The organism is Chelatococcus albus, from assembly GCF_030067675.1.
Taxonomy (GTDB): domain Bacteria; phylum Pseudomonadota; class Alphaproteobacteria; order Rhizobiales; family Beijerinckiaceae; genus Chelatococcus_A; species Chelatococcus_A albus.
Genome location: NZ_JASJEV010000002.1, coordinates 290,440 through 309,470, shown reverse-complemented (window position 1 = coordinate 309,470; position 19,031 = coordinate 290,440). Strand labels below are relative to the sequence as shown.

Genomic DNA, 19,031 nt, shown 5'->3' with positions numbered 1-19,031 from the left:
GCGGGAAACGCCGGCCATGACCTCGTACAGCCGCGACAGCATGATCCGCTACGGCCTGCTCGTCATTCTCGTCGGCATGACCGGCCTGCTCGCGCTCCTCGAGCCGTCGTTCCTCAGGGTCGGCAACGTCTTCATCATCCTGCAGTCGGTCTCGATCGTGGCGCTGCTGGCGCTCGGCGTCACCACCTCGATGGTCGTCGGCGGCTTCGACCTGTCGATCGGCAGCGTGGCGGCCGCCTCGTTGATGGCCCCCGCCTGTGCCATGGTCGTGTGGAAGCTCGGCACCGTCGAGGCCATCCTCTTCTGCCTCGCCATCGGCCTCGCGACCGGGGCCATCAACGCCTTCCTCATCGTGCGGCTGCGCATTCCCGACCTGCTCGCCACGCTCGGCATGATGTTCCTCATCGTCGGCCTGCAGCTCATCCCGACCGGGGGGCGGTCCATTGCAAGCGGCATGCAACTGCTCTCCAGCGCCATCGCCGACGGCAGCTTCGCGGCACCGTTCCTGATGCTCGGCCGTTACCGCATCGCCGATGTCGTCCCCGTCCTCGTTGTCGTCGTGGCCGTGCTCGCGGTCGTCACCCGGGTCTTTCTGGAGCGCACGCGCTGGGGGCGGATGATGTATGCGATCGGGGGCAACGAGCAGGCCGCGCGGCTCGCCGGCGCCCCGAAGCCCTTCGACAAGGGGGGCCTGCGCATCGCCCTGGACGGCAAGGCCTTCGCCGCCGGCCATGTCCATGTCGCCGGCATCGCTCCGCTCGATCGCCGCGACGGACCTGGCCGAAGCTCAAAGCCGCCAATGCCGGGATCAAGGAGGTGGCGCGCTGGGGCACGATGGACAATCCGATCGCGAATGCGGTCGCGAACCAGACGGCCGCCGTCCTGCGTGCCAATCCGGATATCAAGGTGGTATTCGCGCCGTACGACGAGTTCGCCAAGGGCGTGAAGATCGCCGTCGACGAGGCCGGCCGCAACAGGGACATCAAGATCTATCCGGCCGATATCTCCACCGCTGACATCCAGGCCATGCGCGAGCCGGACAGCGCCTAGGCGGCAACGGCGGCGACCAACCCGGCCGTTGTCGGCGAGGTCTGCGTGAGGGCGCTCGCCCTGCACATGACCGGCGAATTGCCCGGCCGGCAGGTGATCGTGCCGCCGACGCCGATCCCCGGCAGGACCTTATCGACAAGAACATCACCAACATGCGGGAACTCGGCCGGAAGATGCCGCAGTTCGAACATGCCGACGTGATCGTCCCCGGCTGGATCCCCCTGCCCCGGCGCGGCTGACGGGCGAGCCGACAGTTGCGAGGCCGCCGACGGGTCTGGCAGCCTCGCACGTTCGATCGGAGCATTCCATGAGCGAGCACGACCTCCGCCAGGCGATCGTCGCCCTGTGCCGCCAGATGAACGCGAGCGGCCTGAACCAGGGCACGTCCGGCAATATCAGCGCGCGCTACAAGGACGTGATGCTGATCACGCCGAGCGCGCGCCCTGTGACAGCATGACGCCGGCCGATATCGCCATGATGCCGCTCGCAGGCGACGATGCCAGCTGGTCGGGTCCGCTCAAGCCCTCGACCGAATGGCCGTTCCACCGCGCCATCCTGCGGGCGCGCAGCGATACCGGTGCGGTGGTGCACACGCACTCGACCTTCGCGACCACCCGGCCGATCGCGCGCCGCGACATCCCGGCCCGCCACTACATGATCGCCGCCTTCGACGGCCCGACCATCCGCTGCGCCGACTATGCCACCTACGGCACGGAGGCCCTGTCGGACAACGTTCTTGAAGCGCTCCGCGACCGCAACGGCTGCCTGCTCGCCAACCACGACCAGGTCGCCATCGGACCGAGCCTCGACAAGGCAATGTGGCTTGCCGTCGAGCTCGAGACCATCGCCAGGCAGTACTGTTACAGCCTCCTGATCGGCGGCCCCCGTGCTTCTGCCGGACGAGGAGATCGCGCGCGTGCGCGAGGGCTTCCGCAGCTACGGCCTGCGCGATCGCTGACCCCGGGGGCCGATCGGGGGTCCCCCCCCCGCGAGCGAGCTCCAACAGGTCGTCCTTCACCGGGCGGGGCGGCCGCGCCCGGCCGGCGCCCCGCCGGCTTCTGTAGGTCAACATGGCCAAGGTCGCCCAGGTGGCGTGAAAGACGAACCCTGCCGCGAGCACGAGTTGGCCGGGCACCGGGCCGATCGCTGCCCGCGTCCAGACGTCCTCGAGGCCCGTGATCGGCGCCGGGTGGATGAGCAGCTTGCCGACATAGGCGATCACCTGGATGAGGAAGATCCAGCTGTAGTTCCGGCGGATGCGACGGCCGATCGCCTCGAAAAGCGTGATGTGCAGGCGCGGTGTCTGGTAGTCGCGATAGAGAACCTCGTTCCAGCCGTTGTCGACCCGCACGCCCTGGCCGCGCAGGATCGGCCCGAAGAAGTAGAGTTCCAGCACGTGCGCCCGCAGGCGCCAGAAATCGAAGAAGCAATAGCGCCGCGCCTCGATGTAGAGGAACACGGTCACCACGAGGCCCACCAGGACCAGCGGCAGCGGCGAGGCGGACGGGCTGCTGTAGGTCAGCGACAGGGCGAGGCCGGTGGTGACCACGGCCCAGTTGGTTGTCGTGTCGAGGCGCGTCCGCCAGACGGTGCTTCGATACTGCTCGCCTCGGTAGAGGTGCGCGAGGGCGCTGATGTCCGCCGCATTGAACGGCGAGGGCAGCGCTTGGCCTTTCTCGTCACTCATGGCTCGCCTCTCCTCCCATGGACGACCTCGCGTCCCGTGGCCGAGGCCGCAGCATTGATTGTGGAGCCAGGGACGATAGTAGCGCGAAGCCGGGTGCAGCGGCGTCCCTTGCAGTTGGCCCCTCCTCCGGCTGGGCCCGGGCCTCCGACCCGGGGCGGGCCGGAGAGCCTCGCGAGGACGAACAAGCGCCAGGCACCGCTCGCGGCCTCGACGCTCGACGCCGCGGCTCCTCCCGGGAAGCTCGAATGACCGCGGGCCGCGAGGAAACGGCGCTGGCGTCATTCGCCTCGCGTGCCGCTGAGGGCCGGGAACGGGTCGCGGGCGTCGCCGCCCGACGCCAGCGCATCGCGCCGCCCGCGCATGGCGGCGATCTCGACGCGCTGGGCGGCCAGGATCCCCTCGGCGAGCTGACGCACGAGCGCATCGCGCCCCTCGCGCAGCACCAGTTCCGCCATGTCGACCGCGCCCTGGTGGTGCGGGATCATCATCACCAGGAAGTCGTGGTCCGGATCGCCCGCGAAGGGGCCGCAGTGCATCTCCTCGTCCATGCGCGCCATGATCGCGTGCATCGCAGCCATGAAGGCGTCGCTCGCCGCGGCGACGGCTGGTGTGCGGGCGCCGGGGACCGCGTGATGCGGCGGAATGGCGCCCGCCCCGCCGCACGCACCGGCGTGCGTGCTCCGGCCGCTCATGCGCTGGCGCTCCGGCTGCCCGGACGGACATAGACGAGATTGATGCTCTTGCGATTGCGCAGTTGTCCGGACGGCAGGCCGAGGGCGCCGAGCGGGATCTGGGCGAGGAAGCCTGGCTGCAGCGGATAGTCGATGTCGAAGACCGTGCAGACGGTCTGCCCCGCGTTCGGTGTGCCGGGCAGTTCGTCCTGTTCGTGCGCCACATAGAGGCGCGTCGCGGCCGGGTCGGTCCACAGGCCGTGCGCCTCCCGGCCATGGCTGAAGAAGCTGCCGACGACCCTCCGGCGCCCCACGGGGGCGGACCGGTCGACGATGGCGATGCGGCTCGCGGCCACGTCGCCCGGGCCTCCGTCGTCGACGCGCGCGCAACTCACGTAGGCGACCCGCCCGCGCGCGTTCTCGGCAAATTCGACATGATTGGGACGCGCCCCCTCCCCGAGGGCCACAGTCTCGCCGAGACGTTGGGGCGCGCCGGGCAACAGCACCGAGACGGCATCCGCCAGCTTGTGCGAGATCCACATCTCCTCGCCGTCGGGGCTGAGCTTGAGGAAGGGGCTGAAGCCGAAGCGGTCGGCCGCGGTGATGTCGAGCCGCTTGCGCCGGCCGACGGTGCTGAAACCCTCGCCGCCGTAGCTCACTTCGAGAACATCCACGGCCGCAGTCTTCTGCGAGACGACGAAGGCGAGCCGCCCGTCCTTGGAGAACCAGACGTGCGCCGGCCCCGGCAGGCTGGGCACGAAACCGCGCAGGGCCGAGCCGCGCCCGGCGCCATGCGATTCGGCGATGGCCTTCTCGACGTCGAGCACGGCAATGCGGTCCTCGCCCCGCACGCATACCCAGAGTTCCCGACCGTTGCGCGTGAAGGTCGGCTCGTGCGGCTCGCGGCCGACGAGGATGCCGCTCGTGATGCGGTCCGGATTGGTCTTCTCCGTGGCTTGCGGGTTTGGCCCGTTGCCGACGACGCGCCGGGTCGTCGTATCGGCGAGATAGACGTTGCTCGATCCCCGGCCGGTCACCGCGACGAACCGCGAATCCGGCGAGGGCACGCAGCCGTGGATGGAGATGGCGCCGTGGTAGAGAGGCTTTTGCACCATGCCGCCATGCGTGGGCGTCACGCCGCCGGTGACGAAGCGAAAGGGCGGCCGCGGGTCCTCGTCGAAACTCGTCAGATTGATGGTCGTCGCAACCGAATTCGTCGTCGGATCGATGACGGACAGCGTGTTCGAATCCTCGTTGCAGAGGATGACGGCATCGCCGGCCATCGGACCGCCGGCCGTGGTCTCGGCCTGCGCGGGACCCAGCGACAGGGCGGTTGCCGCCGCGGCCGCGGCGGCGCCGGCTGCGCCTTTGAGGAGCGTGCGCCGCGTCGGCAGGGGGACGGCAGGAGCGGGAGCGTCTGGTGTACGGGGGGCTCGGTTCATGGTGCCTCTTCAGGGCTGCGCCTGCACGGCCTCGTGCAAGGACGTCCCGTGGCGCGCGGCGCCGACGGGACACGCAGCGGCAGACACCGTCGCGGCCGGCATCATTCCGTCACGGGCCCGTGATCGACCGCGCGGCTGGCGCGGCGCGTCGAGGAACGGGCGGAGACGGAATGACGCTGACCGTCGCAGCAGGGAGAAAGACGCGCCGCCGTCGGGCGGGCGGAAGGGCCGCTCAATCGCTCGTCGCGACGCGCAGCCCCGTGTCCGACTGGGCGGTGCGGCGGGGAGCCGCCTTGCCCTGGCCGTCGAGGCTGCGGATGGCGTTCCAGCTGTTGGGCTGTGACACGACCTGCTTGAGATAGGCAGCATTGGCCGCCGCCTCCGCCGGCGGCAGGTCGCGGCGCAGGACGGTTTCCGCATCGCCGAACTTGCCCTGCAGGCCGAGCACCAGAGCGAGGTTCTGCCGCACGCGCGCGTCGGCGCGCGGATCCTCGGCGGCCTGACGCAGGGTGCGCTCGGCCTCCGGCAGGCGCTTCGCCAGCGCATAGGAGAGCCCGAGGTTCGACATCACCGACGGCTCGCCGGGCGCGATCTTCAACGCGGCCTCGTAGTAGCGCCGCGCCGTCTCCGGCTCGCCGAGCTGGTCGGCCACGATGCCCTGGGCGGACAGGATGCGCCAGTCCGGGCGGTCGGGCGTGTGCGCCCGCGCCAGCACTTCCGCAGCCTCCTTGAAGCGGCCGACATCGATGAGCGCCTTGCCGTAGGCCGCCAGGATCTCGGTGTCTTTCGGCGCCCGAATCGCAACCGTCTGGAGCACCGCCACCGCCTGGGCGCGCTGGTCGAGGGCGCGCAGTGCCTGCGCATAGGCGAGCGCCGCCTGCTTGTCGGCGGGATTGGCCTCGTAGCGTTTGCCCCAGCTGTCGGCCGCCGCACGCCAGCCCTCCTCGCTTGTCGGCGCAGCCTGGCGCCCCCCGATCGAGCCGGTCACGTCGGCGGATCCGCCGCGCGACAGGCACCCGGCGAGGGTGAGCGCCGAGAGCCCCACCATGAGCACGCGGCCGGCCGCCCGCCATGCAGGCCGAACCTCGGAAAGACGGGGAACAACGGCGGAGATCATGAGAATACCCGCGGAATCTCGGAAGAAGCCTCACCGATCTTCGTAAAGCGTTAACCCTAACGGAGCGTTAAGCATCCCTGCTCCGCGCCGCCGCCGGCTCCCCGCCCGAACCGCGCCGTGCTAAGCGAGAGCTCGTCATTCCTGGAGGACGACGGCCCGTGCATCCGCTTCTCGTCAACGACCCGTCCGCGCCCGCGATCCCTGTTCACTTCACCACCGCCGAGACCTGGGCCGACATCTCGGAACGCCTGTCGCCGCTCGCGCGCGGCTTCGCCGGGGCGCAGAACTTCGAGCCCGCGGCGGGCAAGCACCTCCTGCTGCCGGATGCGGGCGGCGGCATCGCCGGCGTCGTCTTCTGCCTCGACAACGCCGACGCCAGGCATCCCGACCCCTTCCTGCCCGGCAAGCTGCCGACGCTCCTGCCCGACGGCACCTACCGCTTCGCCGACGGCCTGCCGGACGTCACGCTCGCCACTCTCGCCTTCCTCCTCGGCGCCTATCGCTTCGACCGCTACCGCAAGCCGAAGACGGTCGGGGTGAAGCTCGTGCTGCCACCGGGCGTCGACGGCCTCGAGGTCTCGCGCCTCGCGGAGGCCGTGACGCTCGGCCGCGACCTCGTCAACACGCCGACGAACGACCTCGGTCCGGACGGCATCGAGACGGCCGCCCGCAACCTCGCGGCGCGCCACGGCGCAGAGGTGAGCGCCATCGTCGGCGATGCGCTCATCGCCAAGAACTTCCCGATGATCCACGCCGTCGGCCGCGCCTCGGCGGTGCCGCCGCGCCTCGTCGACGTGACCTGGGGCGAGCCCTCCCACCCGAAGGTGACGATCGTCGGCAAGGGCGTCGCCTTCGATACCGGCGGCCTCAACATCAAGCCCGAGAGCGCCATGGCCCTCATGAAGAAGGACATGGGCGGCTCGGCTGCCGCGCTCGCCCTCGCGCATCTGGTCATGGACGCGCAGCTGCCGGTGCGCCTGCGCGTGCTCATTCCCGCCGTCGAGAATGCCATCTCCGGCTCGTCCTATCGGCCGGGCGACGTGCTCAGGAGCCGCAAGGGGCTCTCCGTCGAGATCAGCAATACGGATGCGGAGGGCCGCCTCGTGCTCGCCGATGCGCTGGCGCTCGCCGACGAGGAGGCGCCCGACCTCATCGTCGACTACGCCACCCTGACCGGCGCCGCCCGCGTCGCGCTCGGCCCCGACCTGCCGCCCTTCTACACGCAGGACGAGACCATCGCCGACGATCTCGCGCGGCTGTCCCGGGCGGTGAACGATCCGGTCTGGCGCCTGCCCCTCTGGGCGCCTTACGACAGCATGCTCGATTCGAAGATCGCCGACGTGAACCACACCTCCGGCGGCCCCTTCGCCGGGTCCGTCACGGCCGCGCTATTCCTGCACCGCTTCGTCGAGAAGGCCCGCGCCTACGTGCATTTCGACATCTTCGCCTGGAACCCCTCGACGAAGCCGGGACGGCCGGAGGGTGGCGAAGTGCAGGCCGCCCGCCTCGTCTACGCCCTCCTCAAGCAGCGCTATGGAACCGCCGCCTGACCGCACCGCTTGCCGCCGGCGCGGCCTGCGAGAATAATACGGGTCCGAAACGAACGGACCCGTACGCTCCCTGCCCCTCCCTGCCCATGTCCATCGAGCTGCGCCCCTTGCAGGCCCTGATCCTTTGGCACGGTGTCACGCTCGACCTCGTGCGCGACGGTCAGCATGACCTCTCCGCCCGGCAGATGGCGATACTGCTCACCATCTACCTGGAGACGCCGCCGCACACCGTGCGCGGCCTCGCCCGCAAGCTGGGCGTGACCAAGCCGGTGATCACGCGGGCGCTCGACACCATGGGCAGGCTCGATCTCGTCTCGCGCCGGCGCGACGAGGCCGACCGCCGCAACGTCATCGTGCAGCGCACCGTCAAGGGCGCGCTCGCCGTCGAACGTCTGGGCGACCTCGTCGTCGCCCACGCCAGGAACCTGCCGAGATGAACGCCCCCGCAACCACGCTCGACCGCCGCCTGACTGCCGCCCGCTCCGATCTCGCCGCCGAGGCGCTGCGCGGGTTGGTGGACGCCCCGCGCTATGCGCAGGGCTTCCTGCGCCGCGTCGTCGATCCCGTCGCCGACCTGCGCCGCGAGCCGCGTCCGGACGCCCCCCTCGACACCCAGGCGCTCGCCGGCGAGGCGGTCACGGTCTACGACGAACACGAGGGCTGGGCCTGGGGGCAGCTCGCCGGCGACGGCTATGTGGGGTACCTGCCGGCCGCGGCCCTCGGCCCTGCCGACCCTGCCCCCACCCATCGCGTCACCGTCCAGCGCACGTTCGTCTATCCCGGACCGAGCATCAAGCTGCCGCCGCTCGCCGCAGTGTCCGTCAACAGCGGCTTCGCCGTCGCGCGGACGGAGGGCGACTTTGCCGTCCTCGCGACGGGCGGCTTCGTCTACGCCGCGCATCTTTCGCCGCTCGATACCGAGGCCCCGGATTTCGTGGCGGTGGCCGAGCGCTTCCTCGGCGTGCCCTACCTGTGGGGCGGCAAGACGAGCCTCGGCATCGACTGCTCGGGTCTCGTGCAGGTGGCACTCGCGGCCGCCGGCATCGCGGCCCCGCGCGACAGCGACATGCAGGAAGCCGGCCTCGGCCGTCCGATGGACATCGCTCCCGACCTCGCAGGCCTGAAGCGCGGCGACCTCGTCTTCTGGAAGAGCCACGTCGGCATCATGCTCGACGCGGTGCGTCTCCTGCACGCCAACGGCCACCACATGCTCGTCGTCGCCGAGCCGCTTGCCGAGGCCGCGACACGCATCCTCGCCAGGAACGGCGGGCCGATCACCAGCGTCAGGCGGCTCTAACGCCGGAACGCGCGAGCCGGCGGCCTCGGCGGCCGGCGAGGGCGGGCCGGAGGCAGAGCGCCCCGCGCCTCAGTAGCCGCGCGAGCGGTCGACCACGTGGTCGAAGGCACCACCGTCCTCGTGCCGGCGGATCTGGCGCACGATGAGGCGACCGACCGCGTCGGGATCGCTCATGGCGGCATTGTGCGGCGTGACGACGACGCGCGGATGCGCCCAGAGGGGCGAGTCCACGGGCAATGGCTCGCTCTCGAAGACGTCGAGGCTCGCGGCGGCGAGCACGCCCTCGTCGAGCGCGCGCAGGATGTCCGCTTGCCTTTGCAGGCCGCCGCGCCCGGCGTTGATGAGCACCGGGCCACCGAGGCGCCCGTCGCGGGCGAGGCCAGACAGGAGCGCGTGATCGATGATGCCGCGCGTGTCCTCGGTGAGCGGCAGCAGCACGACGAGGATGTCGGTCCGCGCCAGGAAGGGCCCAAGCCCGTCGTCCCCGGCGTAGGTGATGAGGCCCGCGATCGTCTTCGGCGTGCGGCTCCAGCCGGCGACGTCGAAGCCCATCACCGCGAGCTTGCGTGCCGCATCCTGCCCCAGCACGCCGAGGCCCATGACACCGACGCGCACGTCGGCGGCCGCCGGCTGGTAGCGGTCGTCCTCCCACAGCCGTTCGCGCTGCTGCGCCTCGTAACGCCGGAACTGGCGCAGGTGAGCGAGTGCGTGCAGCACGACATACTCGCTCATGCGGTTCGTCAGGTCGTTGTCGACCACGCGCAGGATCGGCACGTCGGGCAGGTCGGGATCCTCGAGGATGTGGTCCACGCCCGCCCCGAGCGAGAAGATCGCCTTCAGGTTCGGCAGCCGGCGGAAGATGCCGTGCGGATGCTTCCACGACACGGCGTAGACGATCTCGCCCGGATCGTACTCCTCCCCGAGATGGACGACGCGCCGTTCGGGCAGGAGGCGGGCGAAGCGCTCCACCCAGGATTCGACATGCCAGCCGGTAAGCGCGACGAGAAGCGTCATCAGGTCACTCCGCAATGCGGTGCGAGACGAGGGAATGGGAAGGGGGAGCCCCCGTACCGACACGGTAGGCGCGGCGCAGCGCCTCGCCCGCCGCCTCGGCCTGTGCCTCGTCCCTGGCGTGAACAAGCGCCAGCGGACGGCCCTGCCCCACCATCTGCCCGAGCCCGGCGAGCGCGGTGAAGCCCACCGCGTGATCGATGCCGTCCTGCGGGCGCGTGCGCCCGCCGCCGAGAGCGACGACGGCGAGGCCCACGGCGCGCGTGTCGATCGCCGCCACGATCCCCGCCGTCCCGGCCTCGACCGGCCGCACGACCGGCGCGGCCGAAAGGTGCTTCTCGGGACGCTCGACGAGGTCCGCCGGGCCGCCGAGCGCCGCCACCATGCGGGCGAAGCGCTCCGCCGCGGCACCGCTCGCGATCGCTTCCTCCACGCGCCGTCGCGCCTCGGCAAGGTCGGCGGCGAGCTTGCCCAGCACGAGCATCTCCGCGCCGAGGCACACGGTGATCTCGTGGAAGCGCGCCTCCCGGCGCCGGCCGGCGAGATAGTCGAGCGCATAGGCGACCTCGACGGCATTGCCGGCGGCGGAGGCGAGCGGCTCGTTCATGTCGGTGATGAGCGCCGTCGTCGGCAGGCCGGCGCCGTTCGCGACCGCCACCAGGCTCTCGGCGAGGGCGCGCGCCTCCTCGGCCGAGGCCATGAAGGCGCCGTTGCCGGCCTTCACATCCATGACGAGGCCCTCGAGGCCGGCCGCGAGCTTCTTCGACAGGATGGAGGCGGTGATCAGCGGGATCGATTCCACCGTCGCCGTCACGTCGCGGATGGCGTAGAGGCGCTTGTCGGCGGGGGCGAGGTCCGCGGTCTGGCCGATGACGGCGCAGCCCACCTCGCCCGTCACCCGGCGGAAGAGATCGGCGTCGGGCTGCGAGACGTAGCCCGGGATGGCGTCGAGCTTGTCGAGCGTGCCGCCGGTGTGGCCGAGGCCGCGCCCTGAGATCATGGGCACGTAGCCGCCACAGGCGGCGACCGCGGGGGCGAGCGCGAGCGACACCGTGTCGCCGACGCCGCCGGTCGAATGCTTGTCGAGCACCGGGCCCGGCAGGTCCCACGTCAGCACCGTGCCGGAGCGCATCATGGCGCGCGTCAGCGCCACGCGCTCGTCGCGCTCCATGCCGCGGAAGAAGACGGCCATGGCGAAGGCCGCCGCCTGCCCCTCGCTGACGCGGCCCGAGGTCAGGCCTTCGATCAGGAATGCGATCTCGGCCTCCTCCAGGCGGCCGCCGTCGCGCTTCTTGCGGATGATCTCCTGCGGGAGAAAGGCCATGAGTCTCGATCCGTCATCTTGCGGCCGCGCCCGCGGGCTGCGCGGCGCGGCTCGGTGTCTCGTCCGGGTGGGCCGATCGAGGAGCGCTCAATAGCCCGCCCTGCCCTCCTCCTCCCGCCCCTCGATGGCGGCGACGAGGGCGGCATGGAGGCCGCTCGCGCCGAAGCGGAAGTGGCGTACGTCCGCCCATGAGGCGCCCATCATGCGGTCGGCGAGGGCGAGATAGGCCGCGGCGTCGGCAAGCGTGCGGATGCCGCCCGAGGGCTTCAGCCCGACGACGCGATCGCTCATGCGGATCGCCTCGAGCATGGCTTCCGCCGCGGCGAGGGTGGCGGAGACGGCGGTCTTGCCGGTGGAGGTCTTGATGAAGTCGGCGCCGCACTCGATGGCGAGGCGGCTCGCCGCGGCGATGGCCTCCCGGTCGGGATAGGCCCCCGTCTCCAGGATGACCTTGAGGAGCCGCCCCTGCGGCACCACCTCGCGCACGGCCTCCACCATGGCGCGCGCCATGGCCGTGTCGCCGGCGAGGAAGGCCTTGTAGGGCAGGACGAGGTCGATCTCGTCCGCCCCGTCGCCGAGCGCCTCCTTCGTGTCCTCCACGACGCGCTCGACGTCCTGTTCGCCGCCGGGGAAGTTGACCACGGTCGCGACGCGCACGGGCGAGCCTTCGAGGCCCTCCTTCGCTTGCCGCACGAACTGCGGCCAGACGCAGACCGCCGCGACGGGCCCGTGGCCGGCATCGCCCTTCGCGGCGGTGACGAGCCGGCCGACCGCGGCTTGCGAGCAGTTGTCGGTGAGGTCGGTGAGATCGAGCAGCGACAGCGCCCGACGCGCGACGGTCACATCAGACATCGTCGGGCCTCGCGATGAAGGCGCGGATGATGCGGCGCAGGCCGGCGGCGGCGCCGGCCGCGACATCCTTCGTTTCCCCGTGCGAGGGGGCCGCCCCCTCGATGCCGGCGGCGAGATTGGTGATGACCGAGACCGCCGCCACGCGCAGCCGGTAGCGCCGCGCCAGGATCACCTCGGGCACCGTCGACATGCCGACGAGGTCGGCGCCGAGCATGCGGGCCATGCGCACCTCCGCCGGCGTCTCGAAGCTCGGCCCGGAGAACCACATGTAGATGCCTTCGTTGAGCGTGATGCCGCTCGCGATGGCCGCGAGCTTGAAGCGCTTGCGCAGGCGCGCGTCATAGGCGTCCGTCATCGACACGAAACGGCCGTCGCCCGTGTCGCCGATGAGCGGGTTGAGGCCGGAGTAGTTGATGTGGTCGGTGATGAGGGCGAGGCTGCCGACGCGGATGCTCTGCTTGAGCGAGCCCGCGGCATTGGTGAGCACGAGCTTCGGGCTGCCGAGGGCGGCGAGCAGCGCGATCGGCACGCGCATGACGCGCGCATCGCCGGTCTCGTAGTAATGGGCGCGGCCGCCGTAGATGAGGACGTTGCGGCCCTCGAGCCGGCCGGCATGCAGGCTGCCGGCGTGGCCGGACACACCGCTCGCGGGAAAGCCCGGGATCTCGGCATAGGGAATGGTGATCGCATCCTCGAGATCCTCGGCGAGCTTGCCGAGGCCCGTGCCGAGGACGAGCGCATAGTCGAAGGGCCCGGTGATGCCGCGGTCCACGAGGGTCTGCAGCGCCTGATCGAGAATGGGTTCGGCCATGTTCGCCCGTCCGGTCCTTCGCCTGTCCTGTCAACGCGGCGCCAAATTGTCCGGTCCGAAGGACGAGGGCAACAGCTCTTCGAGGGTGAAACTGCGCCGCAGGCCCCCGGGACCGGCGACATGGACCGGCGCGTCTGGCGCGGCGAACTCGCGGATGCGTTGCCTGCAGGCGCCGCAGGGGGTCACCAGCGCCTCGCCGTCGCCGAGCACGAGGATGGCGGATATGCGCGTCTCCCCCGCCGCCACCATCGCCGAGATGGCCCCGGCCTCGGCGCAGGTGCCGACGGGATAGGCCGCGTTCTCCACGTTGCAGCCGGCGAAGACCGTGCCGGCGGGGGTTATGACCGCGGCCCCCACGCGAAAGCGCGAATACGGGGCATAGGCGCGCGCCTGTGCGGCGCGCGCGGCCTCGAACAGGCGGTCGACCTCCGTCACCTCAGCGCTCCTTCACATAGGGGATGCCGGAGGCGCGCGGCGGCACGGCGCGCCCGATGAAGCCGGCGAGCAGCACCACCGTCATGACATACGGCAGGGCCTGGATCGCCTGCACCGGCACCTGGCCGATGCCGGGCACGACGACCCCCTGCAGGCGGATGGCGACGGCATCGAGGAGGCCGAAGAGCAGGCAGGCGCCGAGCGCCGGCCACGCCCGCCACTTGGCAAAGATGAGGGCGGCGAGGGCGATGAAGCCCTTGCCGGCCGTCATCAGCGGCAGGAAGCCGGCCGACTGGGCGATGGCGAGATAGGCGCCGCCAAGGCCGCACAGGGCACCGCAGATGGTGACCGCCGCATAGCGCAGCGCCGCGACCGAGATGCCCGCCGTATCGACGGCGGCCGGGTTCTCGCCAACGGCGCGCAGCCTGAGCCCGAAGCGCGTGCGCGCCAGTACGAACCACGTCACCGGCACCGCCGCGAGCGCCAGATAGACGAGGAGGGAATGGCCAGAGACGACCTCGGCGTAGAACGGGCCGAGAACCGGCGCGGCGGCGAGCCTCTCGGCCCCCGGCAGCACGAGTTCGCCGAAGCGCGCCGCCCCGTCGACCGGCGGCGTGCGTCCGCCCTGGCCGTACCAGGCATTGCCGATGATGGCGCTCAGGCCCGCCGCCAGCATGTTGATGGCGACGCCGGAAACGATCTGGTTGCCGCGCTGGCTGATGGCGGCGAAGCCGTGCACCAGGGCGAAGGCCATCGAGACCGCGATCGCCGCGAGGAGGCCGAGCACGGCCGAGGAGGAGGCGTGGGCCGCGGCCCCCGCGGCGAAGGCCGCCGCCAGCATCTTGCCCTCGAGGCCGATGTCGACGACGCCGGAGCGCTCCGACCACAGCCCCGCGAGGCAGGCGCAGAGCAGCGGGATCGAGAGCCGTACCGTCGAGTCGGCGATGGTGAGCAGGGTCGTGTAGTCCACGGCTCAGCCCTCCGCCGCCGCGCGCCGCGGCGCGGCCGCCCGCACGCGGCGCAGGACACCGAGGCCCCGCGCCACGAGGCGTCGGAACAGCCCTTCAAGGGCCCCCGCGAAGAGGATGACCACGCCGCCGATGACCACCACCATGTCGCGGGTGATGGTCGGCGTCTCGAAGGCGAGCTCGGCGCCGCCCTGGTAGAGGATGCCGAAGAGCACGGCAGCGAGGACGACCCCGCCGGGATGCGAGCGCCCCATGAGCGCCACCGCGATGCCGACGAAGCCGTAGCTGCTCGTGAATTCGAGCAGCAGGCGATGCTGCACGCCCATGATCTCGTTGACGGCGAGGCCGCCGGCGAGCGCGCCCGAGAGCGCCATGGCGATCATGATCACGCGCGCCGGCGAGATGCCGGCATAGACGGCGGCGCCCGGATTGGCGCCGACCGTGCGGATCGCATAGCCGAGGCGCGAGCGGTAGACGAGGAGCCAGATGCCGTATGAGGCGGCGAGCGCGAGGAGGAAGGTCAGGTTGAGCGGCGACGTCGGCAGGGCGATGCCAAGCGGTGCCAGGAGCTCGTGCACGTAGGGGATCGTCGCCTTGGCGGCGAAGGCGCGCGTCTCGGTGAGCCCCGGCTCGCCGATGACGTTGACGACGAGATGGACGATCAGCGTCGCAGCGATGAAGTTGAACATGATCGTCGTGATGACGACGTGGCTGCCGCGCCGCGCCTGCAGCCAGCCGGGCACGAAGCCCCAGGCGGCGCCGAAGGCGGCGGCGCCGAGGATGCCGAGCGGCAGGAGGAGGACACCGGGAAGAAAGTCGAGATAGAGGCAGACAAGCGCCGCCCCGATGCCCGCCACCGTCGCCTGCCCCTCGCCGCCGATGTTGAAGAGCCCGGCGTGATAGGCCACGGCGACCGCAAGGCCGGTGAAGATGAAGTCCGTCGCGTAGTAGAGGGTGAAGCCGAGCCCCTCGCCCGAGCCGAGGCTGCCGGCGAGGAGCAGCCGCGTCGCCTCCACCGGATTCTCGCCGATCGACAGCACCACGAGCCCGGCGACGACGAAGGCCGCCGTGACGCTGACGAGCGGCACGAGCACCACGTCCGCCCATTTCGGCAGCTCGATGGGGGCGCTCATGCGGCGCGCTCCGTAACGCCCGCCATGAGCAGGCCGAGGTCGCGCTCGTCCGTCTCGTGCGGCCGGCGCTCGCCGGTGATGCGGCCCCCGCACATGACGAGGATGCGGTCCGACAGGCTCATGATCTCCTCGAGCTCGACCGAAACGAGCAGGATGGCGACGCCCGCGTCGCGCAGGGCCACGAGGCGGCGGTGGATGAACTCGATGGCGCCGATGTCGACGCCGCGCGTCGGCTGGCCGACGAGCAGCACCCTGGGATCCCTCTCGATCTCGCGGGCGAGCACGATCTTCTGCTGGTTGCCGCCGGAGAACTTCGACGTCCTGAGGCGCGGGTCGCGCGGGCGCACGTCGTAGGCCTCCATCTTCGCCGCCAGATCGGCGACCATCGCCTGCCGGTCGAAGAGTGCCCCCTTGCCGTAGGCGGGATCGTCGGCGAAGCCCAGCGCCGCGCTCTCGAAGGCCTCGAAAGCCGGCACGAGCCCGGTGCGCAGCCGATCCTCCGGCACGTGCAGGAGGCCGAGCCGGCGCAGGGTCCTCGGCCCGTGCTCGGCCGGGTCGAGCGCCCGGCCGTCGAGGGCAATGCGGCCGAGCGTCGGCCGGCGCATGCCGGCGATCGCCTCGAGAAGCTCGCTCTGGCCGTTGCCGGCGACGCCGGCGATGCCCACGATCTCACCCGCGCGCACGGCGAAGGACACGTCGGCGACGCGCAGGCAGTTGCGCTCGTCGACCACCGACAGGCCCTCGACCGCAAGCGCAACGTCACCGGGCACGTGCTCCTTCTTCTCGACGCGCAGGAGCACGCGCCGCCCCACCATGAGCTCGGCGAGCGCGGGCGGCGAGGTCTCGGCCGTCGGCAGCGTCGCCACCATCTCGCCGCGGCGCATCACCGACACCCGGTCAGTCACGGCCATGATCTCGTTGAGCTTGTGGGTGATGAGGATGACGGTCTTGCCCTGCTCCTTGAGGGCCCTGAGCAGGCTGAAGAGCGCGCTCGCCTCCGCCGGGGTCAGGACCGCCGTCGGCTCGTCCAGGATGAGGATGTCGGCGCCGCGGTAGAGCGCCTTCAGGATCTCGACGCGCTGCTGCAGGCCGACCGAGAGTTCCCCCACGATCGCATCGGGATCGACGACGAGGTTGTATTCGCGTTCGAGCCTGGCGAGCTCGCGCCGGGCCTGCGCCTCGCCCTTCTCGAGGAGGGCGCCGCCCTCCGCCCCGAGCATCACGTTGTCGAGCACGCTGAGCGGCTCCACCAGCATGAAGTGCTGATGCACCATGCCGATGCCGGCGCGGATGGCGTCCGCCGAGGAACGGATGGCCATGGGCCGCCCGCCGACGCGGATCTCGCCGGCGTCCGCCTCGTAGAACCCGTAGACGATCGACATGAGCGTCGACTTGCCGGCGCCGTTCTCCCCGACGATGCCATGGATGGACCCGCGTTCGACGGTCAGGTGCACGGCCTTGTTGGCGTGAACGGCGCCGAAGCGCTTGTCGATACCGACGAGTTCGATGGCGGGCGCGGAGGCCGCGGGGGCTGAGGTCTTGCCGTAGGCGTTCATGCGATCCCGGCTGGTGTCATCCCGGGGCGGTGGCCCTCGGCGCCGGCGACAGCCGGTGCGCCGCGGGCCCGCCACCGTCGTCCGCGGCCGCACCCGGGCGCGGCCTCGCGGGCAGCTGACAAGGTCCGCTCAGTTCGTCGGGCACTTCGCGTCGACGCGATAGTCGTGCACCTTGATGGTGCCGGCGACGATGTCGGCCGCGGCCTTGTCGACGGCCGCCTTCATCTCGGCGGTGATGAGCGCCTTGTTGTTCTCGTCGAGCGCCCAGGCGACGCCTTCCTCCTTGACGCCGAGCGAGGTGGCGCCCGGCTTCCAGGCCTTGTTCTTGGCGTCCATGAAGGTCTTGTAGGTGGCCGTGTCGACCCGCTTCAGCATGGAGGTCAACACCTTGCCGGGGTGCAGGCCGTTCTGGTTCGAATCGACGCCGATGCCGAGCTTGCCGGCATCCGCCGCCGCCCTGAGCACACCGATGCCCGTGCCGCCCGCGGCGTGATAGACGACGTCGGCGCCACGGTCGATCTGGCTCTTGGCGAGCTCGCCGCCCTTCACCGGGTCGTTCCAGGCGGCGCCCGTGGTGCCCGTCATGTTCTGGAACACCTCGGCCTTGGGATTGGCGTACTTGACGCCCTGCACGTAGCCGCAGGCGAAGGCGCGGATGAGCGGCACGTCCATGCCGCCGACGAAGCCGACCTTGCCGGTCTTCGAGGCCCTGGCGGCCAGCAGCCCCACGAGGAAGGAACCCTCCTGCTCCTTGAAGACGATGGACTGCACGTTCGGCTGCTCGACCACCATGTCGATGATGGCGAACTGCAGCTTGGGGAACTCCTTGGCGACCTTCTCCACCGCACTCGCCTGGCTGAAGCCGACCGCGACGATCGGCGAATAGCCGTCGCGGGCGAAGCGGCGGAGCGCCTGCTCGCGCTGCGCGTCGTTCTGCGGTTCGAAGTCGCGGTAGGCGACGCCGGTTTCCTTCTTGAAGCGTTCCGCGCCGTTGTAGACGCCTTCGTTGAAGGACTTGTCGAACTTGCCGCCGAGGTCGTAGACGACCGCCGGCTTGAACTCCTGTGCCGCCGCCATCGCGGTGGCGGCGACGAGCCCCGCGAGGGCCAGACCAAAGCTCTTTGCGCGCATCGAACGCTCCCCTTCCGCAATCCCGGGCGTCATCGCGGCCGCGCGCCCGTTTGACGAAACCATGGCACGGCTTGCCGGCGGATTCCAAGCGCTCGCGGCGCAAAGGCACGGAGGGCGTCCACAGCTATGGCACAGACCATGGTACCTTGGCTTCCACGCCCCGCGCTTACCACCTAAGCTCCCGCCACGACAGCCGAGGCCATGATGCTCTCGTCGGAAGAAATCGAACGCTACGCCCGTCATCTCGTGCTGCGCGACGTCGGCGGCCCGGGTCAGGCAAGGCTCAAGGCCGCCCGGGTCCTCGTGATCGGCGCCGGCGGGCTCGGCGCGCCCCTGCTGCAATATCTCGCCGCGGCCGGCATCGGCACGCTGGGCGTCGTCGACGACGATGTCGTATCCCTCTCCAACCTGCAGCGGCAGGTCATCCACGGCACGCCGGACGTCGACCGCCCCAAGGTGGAGAGCGCGGCGGACGCCATCGCCCGCCTCAACCCGCACGTCACGGTCGAGCAGCACCGCCTGCGCCTGACGGAGGACAACGCCCGCGCGCTCGTGCGCGGGTATGACATCGTGGCCGACGGGTCGGACAATTTCGCCACACGCTACACGGTCTCCGACGCCTGCTATTTCGAGGGCAAGCCCCTGGTGACGGCGGCCCTCGGCGCCTTCGACGCCTCGCTCACGACGATCCGCGCCCATGAACGCGGCGCGGATGGCAAGCCCAATCCGACCTACCGCTGCCTCTTCCCCGCCCCGCCGCCGCCCGGCCTGGTGCCGACCTGCGCGGAAGCGGGCGTGCTCGGCGCACTCGCCGGCGTCATGGGTTCGCTGATGGCGATGGAGGTCATCCGCGCCATCGTGGGCTTCGGCGAGAGCCTCGTCGGCCGCCTCCTGCTCATCGACGCCATGTCGATGCGTTTCGAGACGCTGCGCTACAGGTGGGATCCGGACAATCCGCTGAGCGGCGGCAAGTGAGGCGGCGGCGCGAGCGCCGCA

At 71.0% G+C, this 19,031-nt stretch carries 16 protein-coding genes and 4 pseudogenes; 7 read left to right on the top strand and 13 right to left on the bottom strand.

Annotated features, from left to right (window positions below):
* Positions 1–16: 16 nt before the first annotated feature.
* The 3 pseudogenes from QNA08_RS05130 to QNA08_RS05120 form a co-directional block, all read left to right on the top strand.
* Positions 17–658: pseudogene (locus QNA08_RS05130) on the top strand (ABC transporter permease); the annotation flags it as partial.
* A gap of 21 nt (positions 659–679) precedes the next feature.
* A pseudogene (locus tag QNA08_RS05125) lies at positions 680–1,289 on the top strand (substrate-binding domain-containing protein); the annotation flags it as partial.
* 68 nt (positions 1,290–1,357) lie between these two features.
* Positions 1,358–2,008, top strand: a pseudogene (locus QNA08_RS05120) (class II aldolase/adducin family protein).
* A 129-nt stretch (positions 2,009–2,137) separates the two neighbouring features.
* On the opposite strand, the pseudogene QNA08_RS05115 reads toward QNA08_RS05120, so the two are convergent.
* From QNA08_RS05115 to QNA08_RS05100, 4 genes and pseudogenes are all read right to left on the bottom strand, one after another.
* Positions 2,138–2,737 (bottom strand): annotated as a pseudogene (locus QNA08_RS05115) (DUF2270 domain-containing protein); the annotation flags it as partial.
* Between the two features lie 278 nt (positions 2,738–3,015).
* On the bottom strand, positions 3,016–3,429 hold the full coding sequence (locus tag QNA08_RS05110; protein ID WP_283739595.1) for a DUF305 domain-containing protein: 414 nt from the start codon (positions 3,427–3,429) through the stop codon (positions 3,016–3,018).
* On the bottom strand, positions 3,426–4,850 hold the full coding sequence (locus tag QNA08_RS05105; protein ID WP_283739594.1) for a YncE family protein: 1,425 nt from the start codon (positions 4,848–4,850) through the stop codon (positions 3,426–3,428). The genes QNA08_RS05110 and QNA08_RS05105 overlap by 4 nt, the downstream gene beginning before the upstream one ends.
* 232 nt (positions 4,851–5,082) lie before the next feature.
* Positions 5,083–5,967, bottom strand: coding sequence for a tetratricopeptide repeat protein (locus QNA08_RS05100; protein ID WP_283739593.1), 885 nt, complete (start codon positions 5,965–5,967; stop codon positions 5,083–5,085).
* A gap of 158 nt (positions 5,968–6,125) precedes the next feature.
* On the opposite strand from QNA08_RS05100, the gene QNA08_RS05095 reads away from it, so the two are divergent.
* The 3 genes from QNA08_RS05095 (at position 6,126) to QNA08_RS05085 (ending at position 8,814) form a co-directional block, all read left to right on the top strand.
* The gene (locus QNA08_RS05095; protein WP_283739592.1) at positions 6,126–7,517 is read left to right on the top strand and encodes a leucyl aminopeptidase family protein; all 1,392 of its coding nucleotides are present in this window, start codon (positions 6,126–6,128) and stop codon (positions 7,515–7,517) included.
* Positions 7,518–7,603: 86 nt separating this feature from the next.
* Entirely contained in the window at positions 7,604–7,954 is a 351-nt protein-coding gene (locus QNA08_RS05090; protein WP_283739591.1) for a MarR family transcriptional regulator, read from the top strand.
* On the top strand, positions 7,951–8,814 hold the full coding sequence (locus QNA08_RS05085) for a C40 family peptidase (protein ID WP_283739590.1): 864 nt from the start codon (positions 7,951–7,953) through the stop codon (positions 8,812–8,814). The genes QNA08_RS05090 and QNA08_RS05085 overlap by 4 nt, the downstream gene beginning before the upstream one ends.
* 69 nt (positions 8,815–8,883) lie before the next feature.
* Here the strand turns inward: QNA08_RS05085 and QNA08_RS05080 are convergent, their stop codons facing one another.
* The 9 genes from QNA08_RS05080 to QNA08_RS05040 form a co-directional block, all read right to left on the bottom strand.
* On the bottom strand, positions 8,884–9,828 hold the full coding sequence (locus tag QNA08_RS05080; protein WP_283739589.1) for a 2-hydroxyacid dehydrogenase: 945 nt from the start codon (positions 9,826–9,828) through the stop codon (positions 8,884–8,886).
* A 4-nt stretch (positions 9,829–9,832) separates the two neighbouring features.
* Positions 9,833–11,149 (bottom strand): thymidine phosphorylase, encoded by a 1,317-nt coding sequence (deoA, locus tag QNA08_RS05075; RefSeq protein ID WP_283739588.1) that lies wholly within the window; start codon positions 11,147–11,149, stop codon positions 9,833–9,835.
* Positions 11,150–11,236: 87 nt separating this feature from the next.
* A complete protein-coding gene (gene deoC, locus QNA08_RS05070; protein ID WP_283739587.1) occupies positions 11,237–12,001 on the bottom strand; it encodes a deoxyribose-phosphate aldolase in 765 nt (254 codons plus the stop codon).
* A complete protein-coding gene (locus QNA08_RS05065) occupies positions 11,994–12,812 on the bottom strand; it encodes a purine-nucleoside phosphorylase (RefSeq protein ID WP_283739586.1) in 819 nt (272 codons plus the stop codon). Before QNA08_RS05065 ends, deoC begins: the two co-directional genes overlap by 8 nt.
* Before the next feature lie 30 nt (positions 12,813–12,842).
* Positions 12,843–13,247: a cytidine deaminase gene (gene cdd / locus QNA08_RS05060; protein WP_283739585.1), complete on the bottom strand. Its 405-nt coding sequence runs from the start codon at positions 13,245–13,247 to the stop codon at positions 12,843–12,845.
* A gap of 1 nt (position 13,248) precedes the next feature.
* Positions 13,249–14,217, bottom strand: coding sequence for an ABC transporter permease (locus QNA08_RS05055; protein WP_283739584.1), 969 nt, complete (start codon positions 14,215–14,217; stop codon positions 13,249–13,251).
* Positions 14,218–14,220: 3 nt separating this feature from the next.
* Complete coding sequence (locus QNA08_RS05050; protein WP_283739583.1) at positions 14,221–15,348, bottom strand: ABC transporter permease; 1,128 nt, start codon at positions 15,346–15,348, stop codon at positions 14,221–14,223.
* Positions 15,345–16,904, bottom strand: a complete 1,560-nt coding sequence (locus tag QNA08_RS05045; RefSeq protein ID WP_283739582.1) for an ABC transporter ATP-binding protein — start codon at positions 16,902–16,904, stop codon at positions 15,345–15,347. Before QNA08_RS05045 ends, QNA08_RS05050 begins: the two co-directional genes overlap by 4 nt.
* A 129-nt stretch (positions 16,905–17,033) precedes the next feature.
* On the bottom strand, positions 17,034–18,035 hold the full coding sequence (locus tag QNA08_RS05040) for a BMP family lipoprotein (RefSeq protein ID WP_283739581.1): 1,002 nt from the start codon (positions 18,033–18,035) through the stop codon (positions 17,034–17,036).
* A gap of 201 nt (positions 18,036–18,236) precedes the next feature.
* On the opposite strand from QNA08_RS05040, the gene QNA08_RS05035 reads away from it, so the two are divergent.
* Complete coding sequence (locus QNA08_RS05035; protein ID WP_283739580.1) at positions 18,237–19,010, top strand: HesA/MoeB/ThiF family protein; 774 nt, start codon at positions 18,237–18,239, stop codon at positions 19,008–19,010.
* Positions 19,011–19,031: the final 21 nt, after the last annotated feature.